Consider the following 19,071-nt stretch of genomic DNA (forward strand, 5'->3'; position numbering starts at 1 on the left):
TTTAGACGTTTGATTAAAAAACGGCCCTACTCTGTGGGGTCTTTTTTTTTCTTCAACTTTTGACCTGTGCTCTAGTGGCATAGATGCCGAGTTTTGGCTAACTGCAATTTTTTAAAATAAAACTTGGTAAAAATGAAAAAGCTGAAACTTCATCTGTTTTTGGCTGCCATATTGACTATGCTCAATGTGACAGTTGGTCACTCTCAATCTATCAATGGAAATCAATTTCAACCAGGTAAGCTGGTTACAGATACACTCGTAGTGAATCATGTGGCTACAATACCCGGAGGTTCTTCAGGTGGCGGTAGCCCTAGTATTGAAGTTCCTAAAGATACTGTGATGACTATTTCTTTGAATCCTTTCGGAGGAACTGATTATGATGCATATGGTTACACGCCTTTCACAGCAACAAAGATCATTTCTGTGTTAGGATTTGAGACTAATGTTTACACAGGAATATTTGGAGAAACTAGATATCAGGTCTTTTCGCCTGTTACCTCTAATAAAAGAATAGTCTGGGGATTTACATCGGGTTACTTAATTATCTACAGTGGTGCTGGTGGTGGTGACCCTGAAACATCTATAGATATTTTGATAAGATATATCGAATAAGTTTTGACCTAGACTTCTCTGCTCTAAATGTCAAGATTTGTATATGAAAGAAATTCTAGCCGGTGATAGCTTTTTTGTGGTATTGGAGTTCAATGCCGGCTATGATATTGAAAACAATCTGAACGATGCCAAGGTTTTTCTTGGAAACAACCTGATGGGTAGCATCTCTCTAGGTGGCTTAGAGGAAGGTGCCACAACTCAGGAGCTGGAAGTGGAAATTGAAACTACGGATACTGAAGATCTGTCTGGCAATTACCCTCTTAAGGTGGAGCTGACTGATAGTGTTCTTGGTGTTCAGGTTTTGCCGCTTTACACGGTGGCCGTGCTTAGAAGTGCCGATGTAGGCCAGGCAGAAGATAACCGCCTGAATGATGTCAGATTTAAGATCAAAATGTACGGCAGCTATGTGGTGTCTGAAGTGGTTTTACTAGCTCCTGTGAGAACACTTAGTAATTATGAACAGGCGGTACTGAATGGATACACTGGAACGGAGGCTGAATATAATGCAAGTTACGCTCAGCGGGTTGCGGCCATTCAAATTGTAAATAAAAAAGATGGTGACATTCTAAGTCATAAGCTGGGCGGCAAGGTGGTTATAACGGGTTTTGTACCTAACGGAGAAACGAAAGCAAAGTCTGGTTTTGAAGCTGAATATGTAAACATCAAGGACTTTGTTTTGAGGACTAAAATGCCGCCTTCGCTGATTAATCAGACGTTTACGGGTACTGTTTTGATTGAGAAGTTTATTGACTAGTGGTTCGACAAGCTCAGCAACCAATTGAATATTGATCGATTATGAAAAAGATATTTTTGATTTTACTTCTGTCTTCTGTCTTCTGTCTTCCGTCTTCCGTCTTTTCACAGGATATCGGGCATTTTTATGTTGAGGATACCAGTGCGGCGGATAGTGGATACATGCGACTGTTTGGGATTGGTAATGACGCTTACTTTCGGAAGTGGACGGGGCCAAAATATAAAATTGCCACTACGGCCTATGTGGATAGTGTTTTACAAGTGGGAGGAAGCTACGAGCCGATTATTACTGCCGGTACTACTTCTCAATATTGGCGTGGTGATAAGACTTGGCAAACGCTGAATAAATCTGTTGTAGGACTAGGTAATGTTGACAATACGAGCGATGTAAATAAACCAATTTCAACAGCTACTCAGACGGCTTTGAATGGAAAGGAGGCGACTATTGCTGCTGGCACTACTTCTCAATATTGGCGTGGTGATAAGACTTGGCAAACTCTGAATAAATCTGTGGTAGGACTGGGTAATGTTGACAATACGAGTGATGCAAATAAACCGATTTCTACAGCTGCTCAGGCAGCTTTAGATGATAAAATGGAAAGTGCCGACTGGATAGCAAAATGGGATAGTGTGAAAAACACTACAGCCACTCATACTCTAAATGGTGGGCTGAATATTAACGGAGAATTAAAAGTATATGATGGTGCTTTATTTGATGGAGGTGGTACTGTAACTATAAACGGAGGAACGCATTTGGATGCTACTACAGCAGGGCAGTTTCTGATGCCTGAAGAGGTTCTATTTTATGAGGAACCAGGATTACCAGGCCAGGTACATAAGAACGTGAGTTATTCCAGTCAATGGGGATGGGTGGACTATTCTGAATTAACAGGCACTGATCAAGTTGTTGAGGCCGACACTATGAGCGGCCGAGGTGCTCTAAAACTCCCAACTTATGTAGCAGAAAAGATTCCTGATAGTTCTCATTTTGTAATAGAAGCTGATTATATAAGAGCCAGAAGTAGTGGCAATAGTTATTTTGACACGCTTAGGGCAGACTACCTTTCTTATAATTTACTCAAGGACTCGATAGAACTGGTATTGCCTGATTTTACAGGGGTGCTGGACCAGGAGACTAATTTTCATATCACATTTATTGGCTCTGATGATGATGATTCACTGTTTGTTTATTCAATTGATTCAAGCTTTTATAGGAAGATTATTGGAGATGATATTGAAGATGTACTCGATTCAATTCTGATAAATAAAATATCGAGCATTATCTATTTTTCTGATACGATTTATTATGACTCAAAGGACACTGGCTACATATATGGAACTACCTATATGAGCTCTGATCATACTAGAACACCGTTTAGAATTCCTTCAGAAAACTCTCCTTTATTTTCTTTCACTTTAATCTGGAAGCCTGCTGAGGGCAGGTATTATCTATTATGAAAAAGTTGATTTTTATTCTGCTGTTATTTCCTTTTTGGAGTAAAGCACAAACGACATGGTCTATTCAAACAGTGACATCAACTGCTACTGTTAATGCTACTGCCAGGCTGGTTGTAGTCAGCTCGGGTGCAGCCAAAACTATTACATTACCTAGTAGCTCCACCGGAAGGGTTATCACAATAGTGAACCATGGTACAGGCGATGTGACTCTAAGCCCAGCCGTAAGGGTTCAGAATGGAAAGACTTCTGCCCTGTTATCTCCTAGTGTGGGTGAATATTTATCTGGTATAAGTTCTAACAAGATCACTGTGGTTTATGATGGATCAGAGTGGCGTTTAATCGATTGATTTTTATGAAAAAGTTTATTGCTACTGCCACTTTGGCAATGTTTCTTTTGACACTTTGTATTTCTGCATTTTCTCAGACGGCATTGAAAAAGATGGTGACGGATGATTCTAATTCCGCTTTTAAGGCGGATACGTCTATTGTCATGGTTAATGACTCTGCTTTTCAGAAGGTAGTTTCGGTTACCTATCGTTTTATTTCTGAGGATATTTTACTGGAAGAATTTCAACGGAAGTCTGAATATGTAAAACAGCAGATAGAACAGGAAAGAGATAATCGGGAACGCTCAACTTTAGCAATTAACAAACTAAAAGCTGAACTGGAAGCTGAAAAGAACTTTTACCGAACAGCCAGAAAGCAACTGAAGTTTGATACAAAGGAGGCTGACCAGATTAGTGCCAAGGCTGCGGCAAGGAAGGCTGAGCAGGAGAATAGGCGGTCTAAAATCGAAATAAGGGATAATCCAAGGAAACCAAAGTGATGAAGGTTGTAATGGTCAAAAAGGCAGAAAAAGGTCAACCTTACGTTTGGCTCCAACGAGCTGATGGAAGGGAAGAATTAAAATGCGGTACCATTTCGCAATTTCAAGAGACGCATGATCTGATCCGCATTAATAGAGGTTACGCTGTCTGCCTTTCTATTATTGCAGAGGTTAAAGGCAATAATGCCATTCTTACCTCAGGAGAAAATTTAAGAATATCACGTAGAAAACTTCAATCGTTCCGACATGCTGCAGCTGCTCATTAATGGTAAACAGGCTGTTTTGCCTCCTGATTTTAATGTATTACTGGAACGCTCAAATCCACTATTGGAATTTGACGGCATTCGAGGTGCCAGAGCACTGAATTTTAAGCTGCCTTATGATGATGTTAATAATGCAATATTTGGCTTCTACGGAAATAGAAATGTAAGCTATAAGCATGCTGAATACCAATGCGAAAAGTTATACAAAGGACGGAGTGTGGAGCGTGGCTACCTGAAATTACTTAGCAGTCAGTCTGGTTTTGAGGTTCTTTTTACCGAAAACCTTTCTAACATTTTTGGAGACTATGACACCTACAGTTTGCAGAAGTTGCCATTTGCAGATATTGCTATCCCGGGAGTGTTGGATGCTAATGCTGATGAGTCCAATGATGCTTTTTGTTGGCCGATGATTAGGAATGATCAGTTTTATGGCTCAAACCAAGGTGGTTATATGGGCTATGTAAATAAATATGCTGATGGTGCTTATGAAGAATCGCCAAAGGTTCCGTTCTTTTTTTTAAGATGGGTTTTTGAGCAATTGACAGCAATCACCGGGGTAAAATTTACCGGCACCTTTTTGGAAGATGAGGCGATGGAAAGCTTGATTTTATATAATACGCATTGCCTTGACGGGCTTTCTTCCATAACTCCAGGCAATCATTTGCCGGATATGAGTATTCGAGAGTTTGTCAATGAGCTAAGGAAGCTCTTCAATCTGGCCATCTGGCCTAACGTCTGGAAGAAGGAAATCAAGATTGACTTTGCCAAGAACTATTTTGCTGCTGATGTGGCAGTGGATTGGAGCAAGAAGTTCGGGAAGATCCGTGGCAAAAAACCTGTGCTTGAATCAAGACTGGAGCTTGACTGGGAATTGGAAAGTTCTGATGCCATGGTTAGCCAGATTCCTGAAGATCTTGATGGGTATTTGACTGATGTTGGCAGCGAGATACCAGGTATTTTCCCTATTACTACTAAGTTTAGCACATTGGCCATGCAGAATGGATTACCTATTACTTCTCAGCAAGGTGTGAGTGCATTGAATGGTCAGCAGAGTAGCAGATTTGCTCCAAGGCTGCTCTTTTGGCGTGGATTGATTGATGGATTGCCATTAGCTTCCACGAGCTCAGGCACAGGGACTGTTGTAAATTTAAAATGGAACGGAGCTAATGGGTTGAAAGAGACATACTGGGAAGAGTTTGAGAAATTCAAGCTAAATACCCATATCTATGAAGGTGAAGCGAACCTGAATGCGTATGATTTGGCTTTAATTGACAGTCATCGCAGGGCCGGTGAACTGGTGAAAGTGCATGTGCAGGGCTATAATTATATGATTGGTCGTCAGCAGATCACTCTTCCGGGTAATCGCTTGCCGGTTTTGGAGTTGTGGAAGTGTTGATTGAGCTAATCATTGTTGCTTTTTGAAAGAACTCTACCATTTTTTTAGGTCTACTTTGAATAATTTGATACACTGAGAATGATATAGATATTAATATGGCAATGATCGAAATCCAGTAGCTCTGTTCTGATTTGTTTAAATATTCGGAAACTAATGAGTTTTTATTACTTAGTTCCTCAACAATTCTTTCAATTTCAGGCTGTACAGTCTTATACTCATTTCCTAGTTTAATTCGTACATTTTCAAAATGAAATTTTTGATTATCGTCTAAATTATCAAATGGATCCTTCTGATCTTGCTCTTCTAAAATTTTATCAATTTTACTCAAAAATAAATCGTCAGAAGATAATGGTTCAAAATTGTTTGAATAACTACTTTCACGGTCGTTAATGAAAAAGTCCGATCTAATTTCCTCAAGAACTGAGGATAATGCTATGTTCTTTTGATAGAACTTATCAGAGCTAAGACCTACAACTTCTTTTAATGAATTGAAAACGGTAATATCATACCTTTCAGCATTGTTAAAGATTGCTTGAACAGCTTGTAAGTCTGCACCATTTTGAATTGCTTTAAGTATTTGAACCTTAACTTCCCTTTTAAGTAGTTTATCTTGATTTGGCAATGGAGCCGCACTGAAAACATAAGTCGCGATAGAAATTGAGATAAGGGATAAGATCAACAAGAACGCAGTCAAATTTTTCTTCGCTCTACCCATAATTTCTTTTTTGAGTTCTTCTTGGTCTGGATGATTAATCCAATCATGTATTAACTGCTCATCTTTCATGAATCTAATAGTTTATATTTCAGGAAATTTATTGACTTCGGTATAGTCTGTGAATTGACCGAGATCACGAAGGTATTTTATTGTAGTAGCCAAATCTGTATGTCTCAAATGCTCCCTTAAGAGTTGAATGTTTTGTGTGGCTTGCCAAAGTGCAATAGCACCAGTGTGCTTCCAACTGTAGACATCTATTCCGTTTCCAAACTCTCCTATCTCTTCGAGAATTTTTCTGTGATATTTGTACAATTGATTTAGATGGAAGGCTTTTCTTCCAGGAACGCCAGATTGAGAAAATACATAATCTTCCGGATCGTATTTTCTAATTTCGTGTTTTTCTAATTGAGCCTTCAATGGGTCTGGTATTCTGATAAAATCATCCCTGTTTGATTTAGCATTTTTGCGATCTATACGTATAGTCTTGTCTTGTATATCTTTGACTTTTAAAAGTCGCAGCTCAGTTCTAGGTCTAATAGCACAGTAATAAATAAACTGTACTGCCAACCATATTTGTGGCGATGCGGCGTTCTTAAATTTTGTTATTTGATCTGGACGTAAAGCTGTATGTTTTTTGCTACTCTCTGGTAAAATATCAATATCAATGAAAGGATTTTCAGAAATAATTTTTCGTTTTCTAAAGTAGTTAAAAACTGTTACAAGCTCTCGTACCACATTATTGCGATATCGATTTGTTACGTCAGTTTCTTTTTTTAGATAATCCGCGAATTCAAGAGCCTGATCATGATAAAATGACTGAACTTTAATCTTATCTAAGCCGCGTTTTATTAGGAATTTTTTCAATGCACGGACATAGGTTCTCCGTGTTCTCCAGGTAGATGGTTTAACTATCTCCTGAATTTGTACCATATACGCATCCAAGGCCTCAGTTAAGTTTTGATCCCTAATTATGGTTTTTGATTTCGGTCCATTTATGTAGGCACCATCTTTAAGAATTTTGAGTATTTCTTCAGCTATTTCTCGACCCTCTTTTAGTCTCAATTTTTTGGTGGGCTGAGACAAAACAACTCGTTTTCTCTTCAGCTTTTCTGCTGAGTAGTCCCAGACGTAATATTCTACATACCAAACCTTATCCAACGATTCGTCAGGAGGTATGGCTATTCTAGGTTCTTTGAAAGGATAAGATTGTTTCGCCATGATAATTTTGATCTTGGCAGCTAGAAGTACGGAGGCCGGTGTCATAGATTTGTCATTTTATCTAATCACACCGGCCTTGTTATCACCTAAACACCTTACTATAAGATATTTAAAATAAGTGGAGGATACAGGAATCGAACCTGCGACCTTTTGACTGCCAGTCAAACGCTCTAGCCAACTGAGCTAATCCCCCTAGTTTTGAGCTCTAGCCTCCCGATAGAAATCGGGTGAGCTAATCCCCCATAGCGGCTGCAAATATAGCAGAACGCTTTTGATATTTGCAATACTACCAACCAGGAATCATAAAATTCATTCCGGTAACTACAGGCTTCTTTCCACCATTATAGAATGGCACTGCGAAATAAGGTTCCAGAATTAAATAACCCAGCACATTGATTCGCAAGCTTAAACCGGTGGTAATGATAGGGTCTACCGTGAAATCTATCAAAGTATTTCCAAAACTTGTCAAACCATAAGTCTCCCCTATTTGACGTTCTCTTGACCAAACCATACCGGCATCTACATAAAAATTCAAATCACTTGGTAGGTATTGGAAAGGAATAAGTGCAATCTGCTCAGGACCAGTAAATGGCAACCTAACCTCAAAATTGGCAACTGCCAATTGCTCACCCATTAAAGCCTGCTGTGTGATATCTCCATTGGCCTGCTGCTTATTGAACGCCTGACCATAAAATCCATGCATGTACCATGGGAAGCCTAGATATAAAGGATTGATCTGATTCAGAAAATCAAGATTTTCCGGATTTAAACGTCCGTTATACAAGACACGCCCGGCGATGGTGAAAGGCTTGACAAATTGATATTTTCGAGCATCCAGAAGTACATCGGTATAAGAGGTAGTTCCAAAATACTGCCCTACCTGAAAACGATATCTATATCCATTAAGTGGAGCTACTGTGCCAAAAGTGGCATTATCACCTACAAAAGCCCCATAAACATGGTTTAGCCTGAAAGGCTCAAGTCCAAAATCAGAAGGGTCAAGTCTCTGTGGTCTATCTTGACCAAAAGAGAAGTAATCGTACAGATAGCCGAAGTCATCCATGGTGATTCTCGCGTATTCAGGATATTCTCTAACAGAGAAATTATAGAAACTCATAGAGGTACCTGCCTCAAGTCTTTTCGATTTTGAAAATGGTCTAAAAGCAAATACTGAAGCTTCATCAATAAATAGTCGGTTGATTCGCTGTTTGATCAAAGCGTCGTATTGCCCTACTCCACCGGCATAGTTTAGTGTATCCAGAATGTCAAACTCTGTACCGCCAAAAAACTGATAAGGAATATGAGATAATGAAGCTCCAAACTGCAAAGGTCTCGTCTGATTCAAATAATAAAACTGTCCTCCGAAATCCTGTATTTCTCCATTGAGTGCCAGTGTTCCTCCCAGCTGATTATTATTCAGCATATCACTGAAAAGCCCTGTGATACCGCCTCCAAGGCCGGTTCCGAATCTCGAGGTAGAAACGCCCAAGCCAGAATTTGCCAAATAATCTAATTTGAACTTACCATGATATGGCTTTTCATTGAAAACTGAAGAACGAGTTCTTGTCACCAAACCCTGTTTTTCAAGGTTAGTCTGTACCAAATTTCTTCCTTCCAAAATCTGAGGAGGAGGAAGAACCCCAGCAAGTTTCAATACCGAATTCTCAACTGGTTCATGTAAGAAATCTGCATCATTTGCTTTAACAACGGTGTATTCTCCATTAAGGAAGTAAGAATAAGCTACATCTCCTGTTTTGCTAGCCATACTTATGGCTGGCGAAAACATTGTGATCCCACTAACCCCAGTGTAATAATTGGTCAGTTGACGAACCTCACCAGAAAGCATATCATACTCATACATATTGCGATAGCCATCCCGGTCAGACAAAAAGATGAGCTGGTTTCCAGAGGGATCTACCACCGGATTGAAGTTATCTGCTCCTTTAAATATATCAAGCGACTCTACTTTCCCTGTTTGAACCTCCAATCTGCTGATAGACAGATTTGCTTTTTCTAAACGAGTGACTTCATCACCCCTATCAGAAACAAAATAGATAAATCGGCCATCTGGGCTCCAGGAAGGTTGAATATCCGAGTATTCGTCGTTGGTAAGATTTTTAACATCCTTCGTCTTGATATTAAAGCTATAAAGGTCAGAATGTCCCTCCATTAGCCCTGATACCACAATAGAGTTTCCATCTGGAGACCAGGTAGGGTTTGTAAAAGAATCAACTCCTTTTAGACTGTAAATTTTCTTATTGCCATTGGCAGTATTGATAATACTCAGCTTGTTCTTTCCTTTTGACTGTACCACTATAGCCAAGTGCTTACTATCGGGAGACCATGTGCCTGCGGTTTCAATAAAACTATAGGAATCCACATGCCCTGCAAATGAACTACTTGGAATTCTTTTAATTACCTTTCCAGTAGCGGCCTCAGCAATATAAATATCTATTGAAAGCACATTTCTAGATGAAATATAGGCGATGTATTGACCATCTGGGCTTATTGTAGGTGATAGGTTCATTTCACCACCATCATCTTTTGAGGCAATAACAGCTCCTCTGATTTCCGTTTCTTTTCCTTCTTTAAATGGTTTGTAATAATCAATCAAGGCCTTCTTAAAATTGGCTGAAAACAGATTGATATCCATTTTGAAGATGCGTTTAAAGGCAGCTTCAATACCATAAATGGCCGTTTCTTTGAATAATGGTCGAATTATATCGTCTCCATATGTAGCTGTAGTGTATGACCAAAAAGCCTGCCCCCAGCGATATGGGAAATACTTGTATTGTTTGGTGACTAAATCTTCAATTGTTGGGATATCTCCGCTCTCCACGGCGTCTCTCATCCACATGGCTGTATGAGAATCTTCTCTTCCAATTGACATGTATTCTGCCAGACCCTCAACCATGAAGAGCGGAAGGTTTTGAATGTTAGCCAAGCTGGTAGAATCTGAACCATAAGTCATGGTTTGATACTGAAAAGCATGTACTAATTCATGGCCCAAAACATGATCTGTTTGTCTGTGCGTGTACATGACAGGCATCACCACACGTGTTCTGAGACCTTCGGTAACACCACCTGTACCTTCACTTATAGTGCCGCCAATGGCCGTAGTTTCCTGAAAATCAGGATGATTTTTGTAAATAATTAAGGGATTGGGCTTAATAAAAGCCAGCTTAAACACTTCCTGATGCAGTTTATACCAATGCTCTGAATTGATCAGAATATCATCGGCAATTGCTCGATCATCGAAATAATGATAGAGTTCGTAATGTGGACTTTGAAGTACTTCAAAATCGAATTTCTTATAGCGGGGTTTATTCTGACCAAAGTACTGTGATTGAGCCAACAATACATGTGAGCTGCAACCCAATAAAGCGATCAGAGCTATTGATATTCTTTTCATCTGTTTATTCACTAGGTATATGGTTTGCCGTTTCAGGCATATTTATCTAAACTCAATAGGGCGTGTTACCTGCACAAATCTTTTCTGCCAATAATTGGAAGCCAAATCATCTATTCTCACTCCACCAGAGGTAGATGCATGTATAAAAAGTATTTTCCTTTTGCCCTTTTTCTTCACTATCACTCCGGTATGATTAATTGCTTTACCAGAGGTACTAAAATACACTAAATCTCCTTTTCTGGCTTTTCGGAGCTTTTTCAAGTTACGAAAAGTAGTGGCCTGCTGATGAGAAACCCTGGGTACTTGAATGTCAAATTCCCTGAAAGCGTTGCATATCAAACCAGAACAATCAATCCCATTCTTATCATTACCGCCAAGTTTGTAAGGTGCTCCCAAGTATTTTTTGCATTCTTTCACAAAAACTCGGGGCGAATACGCCACCTGTGCACGAAGCGGTATTGAGGCCAGGAGTATCCCTGCCACTAAAATTATTCTCATGTAAAAGCACGTTTATTTTAGAATCTCAGATTCTAATTGTTTGATGATACCTCTACCTTCATCCATAGAAGGCGGCATCAGGTCATCGGTTACCCAATGTCCTTGTTTATCTAATAAGACGTAATAAGGCATGGTTTGGATACCATATTCTCTTAAAAATTTTGAATTAGGGCTAATCCTTGAACCATAATTACCGTATGAACCCTTTGAAGCTACTTCAGCAAATGCCTCTGGAGTGTCAATGGCAATATTCACCACTTTCAAACCGGCTTTCCTTTTAAAATAGTTTTCAATTAAAGGTAAATATTCAAGGTCATCCATACAGGGTTGACACCAGGAAGCCCAAAACACCATTAGAACGAAATTTCCCTTGAAATCTTTTAGACTAAATTCCTTATTTGAGGTATTGGTGAGTCTGAAATCCGGGGCTTTGCCTCCTGTTTCTTTAATTTCCTGAAGTTCTAGCTGAGCGGTCAAATAATTCTCAAAGCTCTCCTGGTCATTAAATTCAAAGAAATCTCTAAATACCGCTTTTGTTTCACGACTGACACCTGTTCCTCTCAAAATGTTTACCAGTTGCGTACCAAGCAGCCGCTCTGTTACAGGTTTTGTTATCAATGCTTTCTCAAAACAGTATTTGAAATAATAATAATCCTGGTAAGGATCTATGACACTTATGGTCTTCAGCTGACGTCTTTGAGCCAAGGCCAATCGCTCTATAAAATGACCATATTCAAAAGAAGATGACTGCATCTCACCCGCAATGGCTTTTGTCTCGAAACGATCAAATAGATCATTTTGATCACTTTTCACATAAAAATCTAGTCGACGACTATTGTATTTTCCCGAAATGTCTGCTCTAAAGACACGAAAAGCACTTTCGCTTAATTTCTCTCTATGCTTTTCAAGAAAAGCTAGTTCTGCCTCTTCCATTTCCCGAACAAAGTTCAGGTATTTATGAGGCTGATTTTTGAGGAGATCTGAGAAGTAAATATCTCCGAAGTCAGCAAAATTCAATTCGCTCTGAATCGAATAATTCCATTTTTCAGCTCCTTCTCCAGAAGGCTTCAAACTTTCATGAAATTTGCCGGCATCAAAATCCAAATTGATCTCGTCATTTGGCTCAATGACCTGAAAAAGTAAACCGTCTAATCCATTATTAAAATCCAGGTAGGCGATCTCCGAAATAAGCGTATTGAAATAGAATTGACCCTGATTATTGAGCTTTAAGACAAACTCTTCAGGAGGCTGAACCCAGTTTCTATATAAAGTAATAGTGACCTGATCTACAGTCGCATTTTCAATTGTCCCACTCAATTTAAAAGTATCTTGTCCTTGAAGATTTGTGCTCAGAAGAATAAATAGGACAAACAGTAGCCTCATTTAGGGATCAATTGTGAAAGTTCGAATTTATAATAATTCTTTTTAAGGATAAACCAGGACAAAGCGAAAAATGAAAATGCCAAAATGATCAATGGAACCTTGAACATGATAAATAAGAATACGATTACATCTACGGCAAAAATGCCTTTAGAGCTCTCTTTGCTGTAAGCATAAGAGGAATAATAAAAGGTGTTCCAAAGTGTAAGGGCAGCTATTAAGAGAATCAATGCACCAACTAAATGAAATAAAGAGACATAGAACCACCAATTATAAGCTGTCAATATAATCTCGGGAATTAAAAATAGAAAGGACTCTTTTAATATGCCTATGAACTTTCGACCTATACCTTTCGGGAAGCCTCTTCTGAAGTTTAGCTTTTGTTCTTCAAAGGCAACTTTCTCTTTCGCTAGAGCAAATAGACCGATCAATGCCAAAAAAGTCGATAGCCCAAGCAATCGGAAATCATAATCATCGGTCAGGAAAAGTCTTGCCCCACCTACCAAAAGAAAACAAGTGTATAATTTTGAGCTAATTAGCAATAGCCATTTGCTCTGCATCAAATGTCTTGTAAAATAGAACTGCGGCCAGCCAGGCATAAAATCGAAATGGATAGATTTTGATTTTTCCGTAATGAAATTCATCAGTCTCCGATTCAAATAGATCGAAGGAAGTATAATCAGGAGACAATTGACAAGAAGAAGTATAACAAGAGCATAAAAATTGGACTGCTGCAGAGCAATGGCCATCATCGCGATGGCGTACAAAAGAAAAGGTAGATTAAAGCCCACCTGAGCGATCAGAAGGCCTTTCCATTTCTTTACATCTAAAGCATGCAATCTGTATGTCTGTAAAAAGCCAAAAGCTGGGTCTTGCAACTTTTGATGAAAGTAATAAGACGTTTTCAAGACATGCACTAACCAAAACAGGGCGACAGCAAAAAGAAAGATTGGTTTTGAAATCAAAACATTGATCAATTGGAGATGATCAGATGACTTCATAAATCCAAAGAAAAAAAGGACTATGAAAAGGTAGAAACCTACATTTTCACGATAATACTCTCTAATGATGGTCTTTATGAGCATTATTAAACTCTGGTTATTCTTTGATGTTCTACTTTATAATGATGGTCTATTTTTAATAGATCGGAAGGTAGTTCATGATGCGAGGCAATGAAAACACTTGTTCCCAAATCGGCTAAAAACTTCAATAAAGTGTTCTGAGAGGCTACATCAATAGTGGTCAATGGCTCATCGAGTAGTAAAAGTTCAGGCTCACCTATCATTGCCAGAACCAGACTTAGCTTTTTAATCATACCACTGCTGAAAGTTCCAATCTGCTGGTTGATAAACTTGTTGACCTCAAATAGATTTACCAATTCTTCGGCATCATTATGCGAGGTTTGATAAACCTCTTTGTGGTAATCAATCAGTTCTTTTGCTGTCAGAAATGGTGGGTATTGTGACTCAGCCTGGCAGTAATTGACTTTTCTTCGGTATTCTACAGGCTCCTTTAATTGATCAATTCCATTCCAGATAATTTGACCTTCAAAAGGAATGAGGCCGGCCACAGCCTTGAAAAAAGTAGATTTTCCAGAGCCGTTTACACCTTGAAACCAAGAAACTCCCTTGGGAATCTCAAGGGAAGGCACTTCCAATATTAATTGACTTTGATAAGACTTTTGAAGCGAAAAAACCTCAAGCATGAGTCCAAGCTATAAAAAGGCCTGAACTAATACCTGAGGTTTATTACCAGAGGGTAAATCCCTATTTGACTGGCTTATTTCACTCTGAAAATTCCATTCATGACGGTGTAGTGTCCCGGGAATGTACACACAAAGTGATAATCTCCCTTTTTGGCCGGAGCCCTGAAATAAAATGTCTCCGAGCTTTCAGGCTGTAGAATTCCACTGTGAAACAGTACATCATCCATCTCAGGAACATAACCAAGATTTGGACCTTTCAAACCCATATTAAGGGCGGCCTGCCCTACTTTTTCTACTGTTCCAGGATTTACGATGAGTAGATTGTGAAGCATGTCGTCATTATTATTAAAAACGATTTTCACTCTGCTACCGGCTTCCGCTTGAATTAATTTGGTGTCAAACTTAAGTCCCGGTACCGTACCTATGATAATTGTTTCATCTACTTCACCACCCCATGATTCCGGCATTTCATTCAATCTCTTTGCCGAAACTATATCAGTTGTAGGCATCTCCATCGCCGAGTGATCATGTTCTTCTTCCATGACAGCATAATAATCAAGGTTAAGTGGCTCTACTTCTTCATTGATTTGGTTCAGAGTAAAGAACCCTTGATTATGCAAAAGGCTTTGACCATTCGTATTCACAATACCTTCTGCGGTTATCCCGAAAATATAACCAAGTCGCATACTATCTACCGCCAGGTGAACTGTTTTACCATCTTCCAGTAGCTCAATTCCTTTGATCTTGACTTCACGCTGATTAATAATAGGGCTACCATAAGTATGGTGGTACTTATAAGTGAAGCTTTGGATATCGTAGTTCGAAGGTTTGTAAGCTTCTTCTTCTGAAATTTCCTGCGTAAACTCCAAAATGAAGCCATCGGCAGCCGATCTTATTTCCTTGATTTCAAAAGGAGTTTTGCCACTCCAAACCAAACGCTGAAGACCGAACTTAGATCTTCCGGTAGCTGCCCATCCACGGCTGGTTTGACCAACAAACATTGACTGGTCCACTCCCCATTCCATTCTCAAAATACCGGACATAAAACCTTCTCTAAACGGAAAACAAGCTCCTTGGTATACTCCATTGACTTTTTCAAGCGTCATTCTCATGATTTTGGAGTGTCCTTGGTCACCTACAAAATATTGACCTGAGAAAGGTCCGAATTTTCCGCCGCTAAGATCCTGAACCATATCGGATGTAGAAATTCCCATCAAAGTATGCGGAAACCATACAGCAGGAGGTTTTAAGCCTTCTACACGCTGTGCTACTTCATACATTGGTTCACCAGTATCTGGAATATCCTCTGTTCTCAGCTTTACGGGCGACTTCGGGTCATCTGCCCACTTTAAACCAGCGGGGTTTCCGGCAAAATCACCTTTTTCAAGATGCGTAACCCTACCCGAGCCTACCCAGTCACCCTGGTTTTCGGCATAAAAGATATCACCTGCGTCATTCACCATATAACCGGCAGGAGACCTCAGACCTGTGGCCCAGGGTTCCATATTTCCATCTTTATCAAGCGTAAACATCCAACCTCTCCATTTGGTCTGAGAAGCACCATGTCCAATCCAGTCGAGATTTAGGGTGAATAACATTTTGCCATCCTGAGTGATCTCTGGCCCATAAGAGTACTGGTGATAGTTACCCGAGAGAGGCCAGTTATAGAATCTTTCAAACCGATCTATCTGTCCATCTTTATTATCATCATTGAGTATAGTCACTTCACCACGCTGCGTAGCCCAAAGTTTTCCGTCAATGAAATTGAGGCCTAGTGGTTCGTGTAAACCTTCAGCTATTTGAGTAAAAATGGCTTTGCCACCACCAAACATGTAAGGATTTGAGACTTTCCATACTTCTCCTCTTCTTGTACAAATGGCCACACTGCCATCTGGCATTAGGGTAAGTCCGCCTACTTCTAATTCTACACCTTCAGGTGTTGGAATGGTGACGATCTGATAGTAATCATCCTCTGTGAGTGCTTGAGCTTGTGCAGTCTGAAATACTACAAAAGAAAGCAGTACATAAAGTATTTTAAAATTCTTCATTTCTATATATCGTTTTGTGAGGTTCCTAAAGGAAACCTTACCAAATAATTTCAAAAGATTGTAGTTCGTTGGCATTAGCCCAAAGCTGAGTTTCATCCCCTTCCTGTTTTTCAGACACTTTAATGTCTTCCGGGAGTTGAACGTAGTAACCATCAAGCTGATAAAGACCATTGCCAAGAATTCTGATGTCCTTTCCGGAAGCAACTTTATATGACGCTTCGTCCGTTTCTGAACCTACTTCTACAGTAAGACCTGATTTGGTAGGAATGAACTTTTGAGACACCAGCGAGCCATTGATAGAATGATTGAAAGTAGGAATACCGGCTTTGTCCGTGTAGTACTCATCCAGCTGAACTGATTCTTTTTGACCATGCAAAGAAAACGCCGATTTACCATCCAGCTGTACAGTCTGACCTAATGGTTCTATGATTTGTGGCTCTCCCCTTTCATACCACATTTCAGTAACATCGGCGAAATCGCCTTTCCAAATATATAGAAGACTCCCGTTCTCCAAATCATAAGAATAGTGTCTGTTTAAGCCGGAACCCACTGTGATCACTTCAGTTCTTTTTTCATCTTCAAAGTCCATGAAAGACCTGATCAGCTTGGCTTTAGAAATGTTTGGTTCTACAAAAATGCCTCCTGTTTTCTGGATATCTGGCAAAGAACTCACAGAATGAAGTGCATAGGGTCTGAAAGTAGGCCCCGAGACGAAGAGTCCCAGACCAGATGGCCACCAGGCTTTTGTATAATTGTACTCAAAACTATGTGTACCTTTAGTCAAATGCACAAGTCCGCTACTAGGAACCCTGTAATTGAAGTCCTGAAAACCTGCAACATCTTTTCCATCAATTTTGAATGTAGCAATACCTTGATACTCTAAAGTAAAAGCATAATCACCTTCTTCAGCCACTTCTAAATCTCCTGTAAGTGATATTAAGTATTGACTGAAATCATTCTGCACTCTGAAAGTTAATTCAGGTAATTCCCCTGTTTTAGGAGCAGCCTTGTCTGCTCTCTCGATTTTTCTAAAGTTTTCCGTTTCCTCCAGCGAGTATTTGATATTGCTCAAAGCAACAGGCTTTTCATCTCCATAACCAGATATAGCCAGGTTTCTAATCGCTAAAGCACCTTTTTCCAGGTTGAATTTCAAAGGAGCCTCTTCTCCATTAACACTCCAGTCAAAAACATTTTCATGAAGTGTAACACCGTTTACTCTAAGTCTTTCCAGAATTGCGGGTTTTCCGGCCTTGGGAGCTACATATGTCAACTCTACTTTTTGCCAAAGCCCGGGGGCTGCACAAACATTTTGAAGGGCTTGTCCGGTATTGTTTACAGTACCTATATAGGGTTTATTGCCCGTAGAGGTAGCATTTAAATTTAATTTTATTGCATTACCCAAAACAAGATTTGCTCTTGTTTTGGCCGATTGCATCATTTCAAATTCAAGCTTAAAATCACCGTAACTCACTTTTGAAGTCAATTGTCCGGCCTCATTTGCAAATAATACCGTTTTACCTTTCTCAGTTTTTATTTCGTCCGAAATCGGGTGAATCGTAAGGTCTCCTATGCTTTTCCATTTACCTTCAGTACTTTCAAGTTCAGTAATTGAAAGCGGGTTTAATGGAAAATCCTGAGACCACAGAAGTAATGGCTGAAGTAATAGCAGCGTAGCCAATGCTTTTCTTAACATAATCAATGGGTCTTTGTTAATTGAGTGTCAAAATAACACTTGTTATTCATCGCCAAATTTACGCTTACATCACATGAAACCAAGATAGATTTCTATTTTTGTGGCCAAAAGAATTAAACTATTCAATGACAAAACCCACATTATTAATACTTGCTGCCGGTATGGGTAGTAGATACGGCGGAATCAAACAACTTGATAGTTTTGGTCCGAATGGCGAAACCATTATCGATTACTCTTTATTTGATGCCATAAGAGCAGGATTCGGTAAAGTGGTCTTTATTATCAGAGAAGAACTCAAAGAAGACTTTGAACGAGTTTTCGGTCCTAAACTAAAGGGAAAGATAGATTACGATTATGCCATTCAGGGTTTTCAAAGTTATGTTCCTGAATCTTTAGGAACGGCAGAAAGAGCAAAACCATGGGGAACAGGTCATGCTATGCTTTGTGCATGGGAGCAAACAGAAACTCCTTTTGCAGTAATTAATGCTGATGATTTTTACGGTCAGGAGGCTTTTCAAACCATGGCCGAATTCCTATCTGGAAATGAAGATGAATCGGTACATGCCATGATCGGCTATCATGTAAAGAATACACTTTCAGAAAATGGAACTGTTTCAAGGGGTGTATGTGAGAGAGATAGTGGTGACTTTTTGACTTCTGTAGTAGAAAGAACTAAAATTCTTAGAAATGATGAAGGCAAAATCGTATTTCTTGATGAAGGAGAACCAATAGAATTGGGAGAAAATACTCCTGTTTCTATGAATTTCTGGGGCTTTATGCCTTCTGTATTTGAAAAGACGAAGGCCTACTTTTCTGATTATGCTGAAAAGAATTTCGATGCTCCAAAAGCAGAATTCTACATCCCTACGGTCATGAGCAATATGATGAACGAAGGGGTTGGTAAATGTAAAGTATTCGATACTGCCTCAGATTGGTTCGGTGTAACCTACCCTGAAGACAAACCGGATGTACAGGCCTCTATCCAAAAATTGGTATCTGAAGGAAAATATCCCAACAAGCTATGGGAATAGACTTGTTAAAGCCTTTTGAAAACCTCTATTTTTATAGAGTTTTTTTTTGAACCATAACTGAAC

17 protein-coding genes and 1 tRNA gene are annotated in these 19,071 nt (G+C 39.4%); 8 read left to right on the forward strand and 10 right to left on the reverse strand.

What is annotated here, in order from left to right; translation table 11 throughout:
- Positions 1–132: 132 nt before the first annotated feature.
- The 7 genes from ACUXV0_RS03770 to ACUXV0_RS03800 are packed head-to-tail and all read left to right on the forward strand — an operon-like array spanning position 133 to position 5,308.
- A complete protein-coding gene (locus ACUXV0_RS03770) occupies positions 133–612 on the forward strand; it encodes a hypothetical protein (RefSeq protein WP_446191730.1) in 480 nt (159 codons plus the stop codon).
- A gap of 43 nt (positions 613–655) precedes the next feature.
- Entirely contained in the window at positions 656–1,366 is a 711-nt protein-coding gene (locus tag ACUXV0_RS03775) for a hypothetical protein (protein ID WP_446191731.1), read from the forward strand.
- Positions 1,367–1,407: 41 nt separating this feature from the next.
- Positions 1,408–2,823: a hypothetical protein gene (locus ACUXV0_RS03780; protein WP_446191732.1), complete on the forward strand. Its 1,416-nt coding sequence runs from the start codon at positions 1,408–1,410 to the stop codon at positions 2,821–2,823.
- Entirely contained in the window at positions 2,820–3,170 is a 351-nt protein-coding gene (locus ACUXV0_RS03785) for a hypothetical protein (RefSeq protein ID WP_446191733.1), read from the forward strand. The genes ACUXV0_RS03780 and ACUXV0_RS03785 overlap by 4 nt, the downstream gene beginning before the upstream one ends.
- 5 nt (positions 3,171–3,175) lie before the next feature.
- Positions 3,176–3,649 (forward strand): hypothetical protein, encoded by a 474-nt coding sequence (locus tag ACUXV0_RS03790; protein WP_446191734.1) that lies wholly within the window; start codon positions 3,176–3,178, stop codon positions 3,647–3,649.
- Positions 3,649–3,915, forward strand: coding sequence for a LytTR family transcriptional regulator DNA-binding domain-containing protein (locus ACUXV0_RS03795; RefSeq protein ID WP_446192796.1), 267 nt, complete (start codon positions 3,649–3,651; stop codon positions 3,913–3,915). The genes ACUXV0_RS03790 and ACUXV0_RS03795 overlap by 1 nt, the downstream gene beginning before the upstream one ends.
- A complete protein-coding gene (locus ACUXV0_RS03800) occupies positions 3,896–5,308 on the forward strand; it encodes a hypothetical protein (protein WP_446191735.1) in 1,413 nt (470 codons plus the stop codon). Before ACUXV0_RS03795 ends, ACUXV0_RS03800 begins: the two co-directional genes overlap by 20 nt.
- Here ACUXV0_RS03800 and ACUXV0_RS03805 read toward each other — a convergent pair.
- From ACUXV0_RS03805 to ACUXV0_RS03850, 10 genes are all read right to left on the reverse strand, one after another.
- Complete coding sequence (locus ACUXV0_RS03805; protein WP_446191736.1) at positions 5,259–6,092, reverse strand: hypothetical protein; 834 nt, start codon at positions 6,090–6,092, stop codon at positions 5,259–5,261. The two genes, ACUXV0_RS03800 and ACUXV0_RS03805, sit on opposite strands and share 50 nt — an antisense overlap.
- Before the next feature lie 12 nt (positions 6,093–6,104).
- Positions 6,105–7,286, reverse strand: coding sequence for a tyrosine-type recombinase/integrase (locus tag ACUXV0_RS03810; RefSeq protein ID WP_446191737.1), 1,182 nt, complete (start codon positions 7,284–7,286; stop codon positions 6,105–6,107).
- Between the two features lie 74 nt (positions 7,287–7,360).
- Positions 7,361–7,434: transfer RNA gene (locus ACUXV0_RS03815), tRNA-Ala, on the reverse strand.
- 93 nt (positions 7,435–7,527) lie between these two features.
- Complete coding sequence (locus tag ACUXV0_RS03820; protein WP_446191738.1) at positions 7,528–10,653, reverse strand: tolB protein precursor; 3,126 nt, start codon at positions 10,651–10,653, stop codon at positions 7,528–7,530.
- 42 nt (positions 10,654–10,695) lie between these two features.
- Positions 10,696–11,151, reverse strand: a complete 456-nt coding sequence (locus tag ACUXV0_RS03825; RefSeq protein WP_446191739.1) for a C40 family peptidase — start codon at positions 11,149–11,151, stop codon at positions 10,696–10,698.
- A gap of 12 nt (positions 11,152–11,163) precedes the next feature.
- A complete protein-coding gene (locus tag ACUXV0_RS03830; protein WP_446191740.1) occupies positions 11,164–12,534 on the reverse strand; it encodes a TlpA family protein disulfide reductase in 1,371 nt (456 codons plus the stop codon).
- A complete protein-coding gene (locus tag ACUXV0_RS03835; RefSeq protein ID WP_446191741.1) occupies positions 12,531–13,616 on the reverse strand; it encodes a hypothetical protein in 1,086 nt (361 codons plus the stop codon). Before ACUXV0_RS03835 ends, ACUXV0_RS03830 begins: the two co-directional genes overlap by 4 nt.
- A 2-nt stretch (positions 13,617–13,618) precedes the next feature.
- Positions 13,619–14,236 (reverse strand): ABC transporter ATP-binding protein, encoded by a 618-nt coding sequence (locus ACUXV0_RS03840; RefSeq protein WP_446191742.1) that lies wholly within the window; start codon positions 14,234–14,236, stop codon positions 13,619–13,621.
- A gap of 74 nt (positions 14,237–14,310) precedes the next feature.
- Positions 14,311–16,284, reverse strand: a complete 1,974-nt coding sequence (locus ACUXV0_RS03845; protein WP_446191743.1) for a plastocyanin/azurin family copper-binding protein — start codon at positions 16,282–16,284, stop codon at positions 14,311–14,313.
- Between the two features lie 37 nt (positions 16,285–16,321).
- A complete protein-coding gene (locus ACUXV0_RS03850; protein WP_446191744.1) occupies positions 16,322–17,977 on the reverse strand; it encodes a hypothetical protein in 1,656 nt (551 codons plus the stop codon).
- Between the two features lie 125 nt (positions 17,978–18,102).
- Here ACUXV0_RS03850 and ACUXV0_RS03855 point away from each other — a divergent pair, with 125 nt between their 5' ends.
- A complete protein-coding gene (locus ACUXV0_RS03855) occupies positions 18,103–19,008 on the forward strand; it encodes a nucleotidyltransferase family protein (RefSeq protein WP_446191745.1) in 906 nt (301 codons plus the stop codon).
- Positions 19,009–19,071 lie beyond the last annotated feature (63 nt).

This window comes from Jiulongibacter sp. NS-SX5, from assembly GCF_052828545.1.

What these genes read in the sequence shown, in the direction of transcription:
- ACUXV0_RS03780 (WP_446191732.1), top strand. Translation starts at nt 1,408, where the DNA reads ATGAAAAAGATATTTTTGATTTTACTTCTGTCTTCTGTCTTCTGTCTT.
- ACUXV0_RS03810 (WP_446191737.1), bottom strand. Translation starts at nt 7,286, where the DNA reads ATGACACCGGCCTCCGTACTTCTAGCTGCCAAGATCAAAATTATCATG.
- ACUXV0_RS03820 (WP_446191738.1), bottom strand. Translation starts at nt 10,653, where the DNA reads ATGAAAAGAATATCAATAGCTCTGATCGCTTTATTGGGTTGCAGCTCA.
- ACUXV0_RS03770 (WP_446191730.1), top strand. Translation starts at nt 133, where the DNA reads ATGAAAAAGCTGAAACTTCATCTGTTTTTGGCTGCCATATTGACTATG.
- ACUXV0_RS03845 (WP_446191743.1), bottom strand. Translation starts at nt 16,284, where the DNA reads ATGAAGAATTTTAAAATACTTTATGTACTGCTTTCTTTTGTAGTATTT.
- ACUXV0_RS03830 (WP_446191740.1), bottom strand. Translation starts at nt 12,534, where the DNA reads ATGAGGCTACTGTTTGTCCTATTTATTCTTCTGAGCACAAATCTTCAA.
- ACUXV0_RS03805 (WP_446191736.1), bottom strand. Translation starts at nt 6,092, where the DNA reads ATGAAAGATGAGCAGTTAATACATGATTGGATTAATCATCCAGACCAA.
- ACUXV0_RS03795 (WP_446192796.1), top strand. Translation starts at nt 3,649, where the DNA reads ATGAAGGTTGTAATGGTCAAAAAGGCAGAAAAAGGTCAACCTTACGTT.
- ACUXV0_RS03840 (WP_446191742.1), bottom strand. Translation starts at nt 14,236, where the DNA reads ATGCTTGAGGTTTTTTCGCTTCAAAAGTCTTATCAAAGTCAATTAATA.
- ACUXV0_RS03785 (WP_446191733.1), top strand. Translation starts at nt 2,820, where the DNA reads ATGAAAAAGTTGATTTTTATTCTGCTGTTATTTCCTTTTTGGAGTAAA.
- ACUXV0_RS03790 (WP_446191734.1), top strand. Translation starts at nt 3,176, where the DNA reads ATGAAAAAGTTTATTGCTACTGCCACTTTGGCAATGTTTCTTTTGACA.
- ACUXV0_RS03775 (WP_446191731.1), top strand. Translation starts at nt 656, where the DNA reads ATGAAAGAAATTCTAGCCGGTGATAGCTTTTTTGTGGTATTGGAGTTC.
- ACUXV0_RS03855 (WP_446191745.1), top strand. Translation starts at nt 18,103, where the DNA reads ATGACAAAACCCACATTATTAATACTTGCTGCCGGTATGGGTAGTAGA.
- ACUXV0_RS03800 (WP_446191735.1), top strand. Translation starts at nt 3,896, where the DNA reads ATGCTGCAGCTGCTCATTAATGGTAAACAGGCTGTTTTGCCTCCTGAT.
- ACUXV0_RS03850 (WP_446191744.1), bottom strand. Translation starts at nt 17,977, where the DNA reads ATGTTAAGAAAAGCATTGGCTACGCTGCTATTACTTCAGCCATTACTT.
- ACUXV0_RS03825 (WP_446191739.1), bottom strand. Translation starts at nt 11,151, where the DNA reads ATGAGAATAATTTTAGTGGCAGGGATACTCCTGGCCTCAATACCGCTT.
- ACUXV0_RS03835 (WP_446191741.1), bottom strand. Translation starts at nt 13,616, where the DNA reads ATGCTCATAAAGACCATCATTAGAGAGTATTATCGTGAAAATGTAGGT.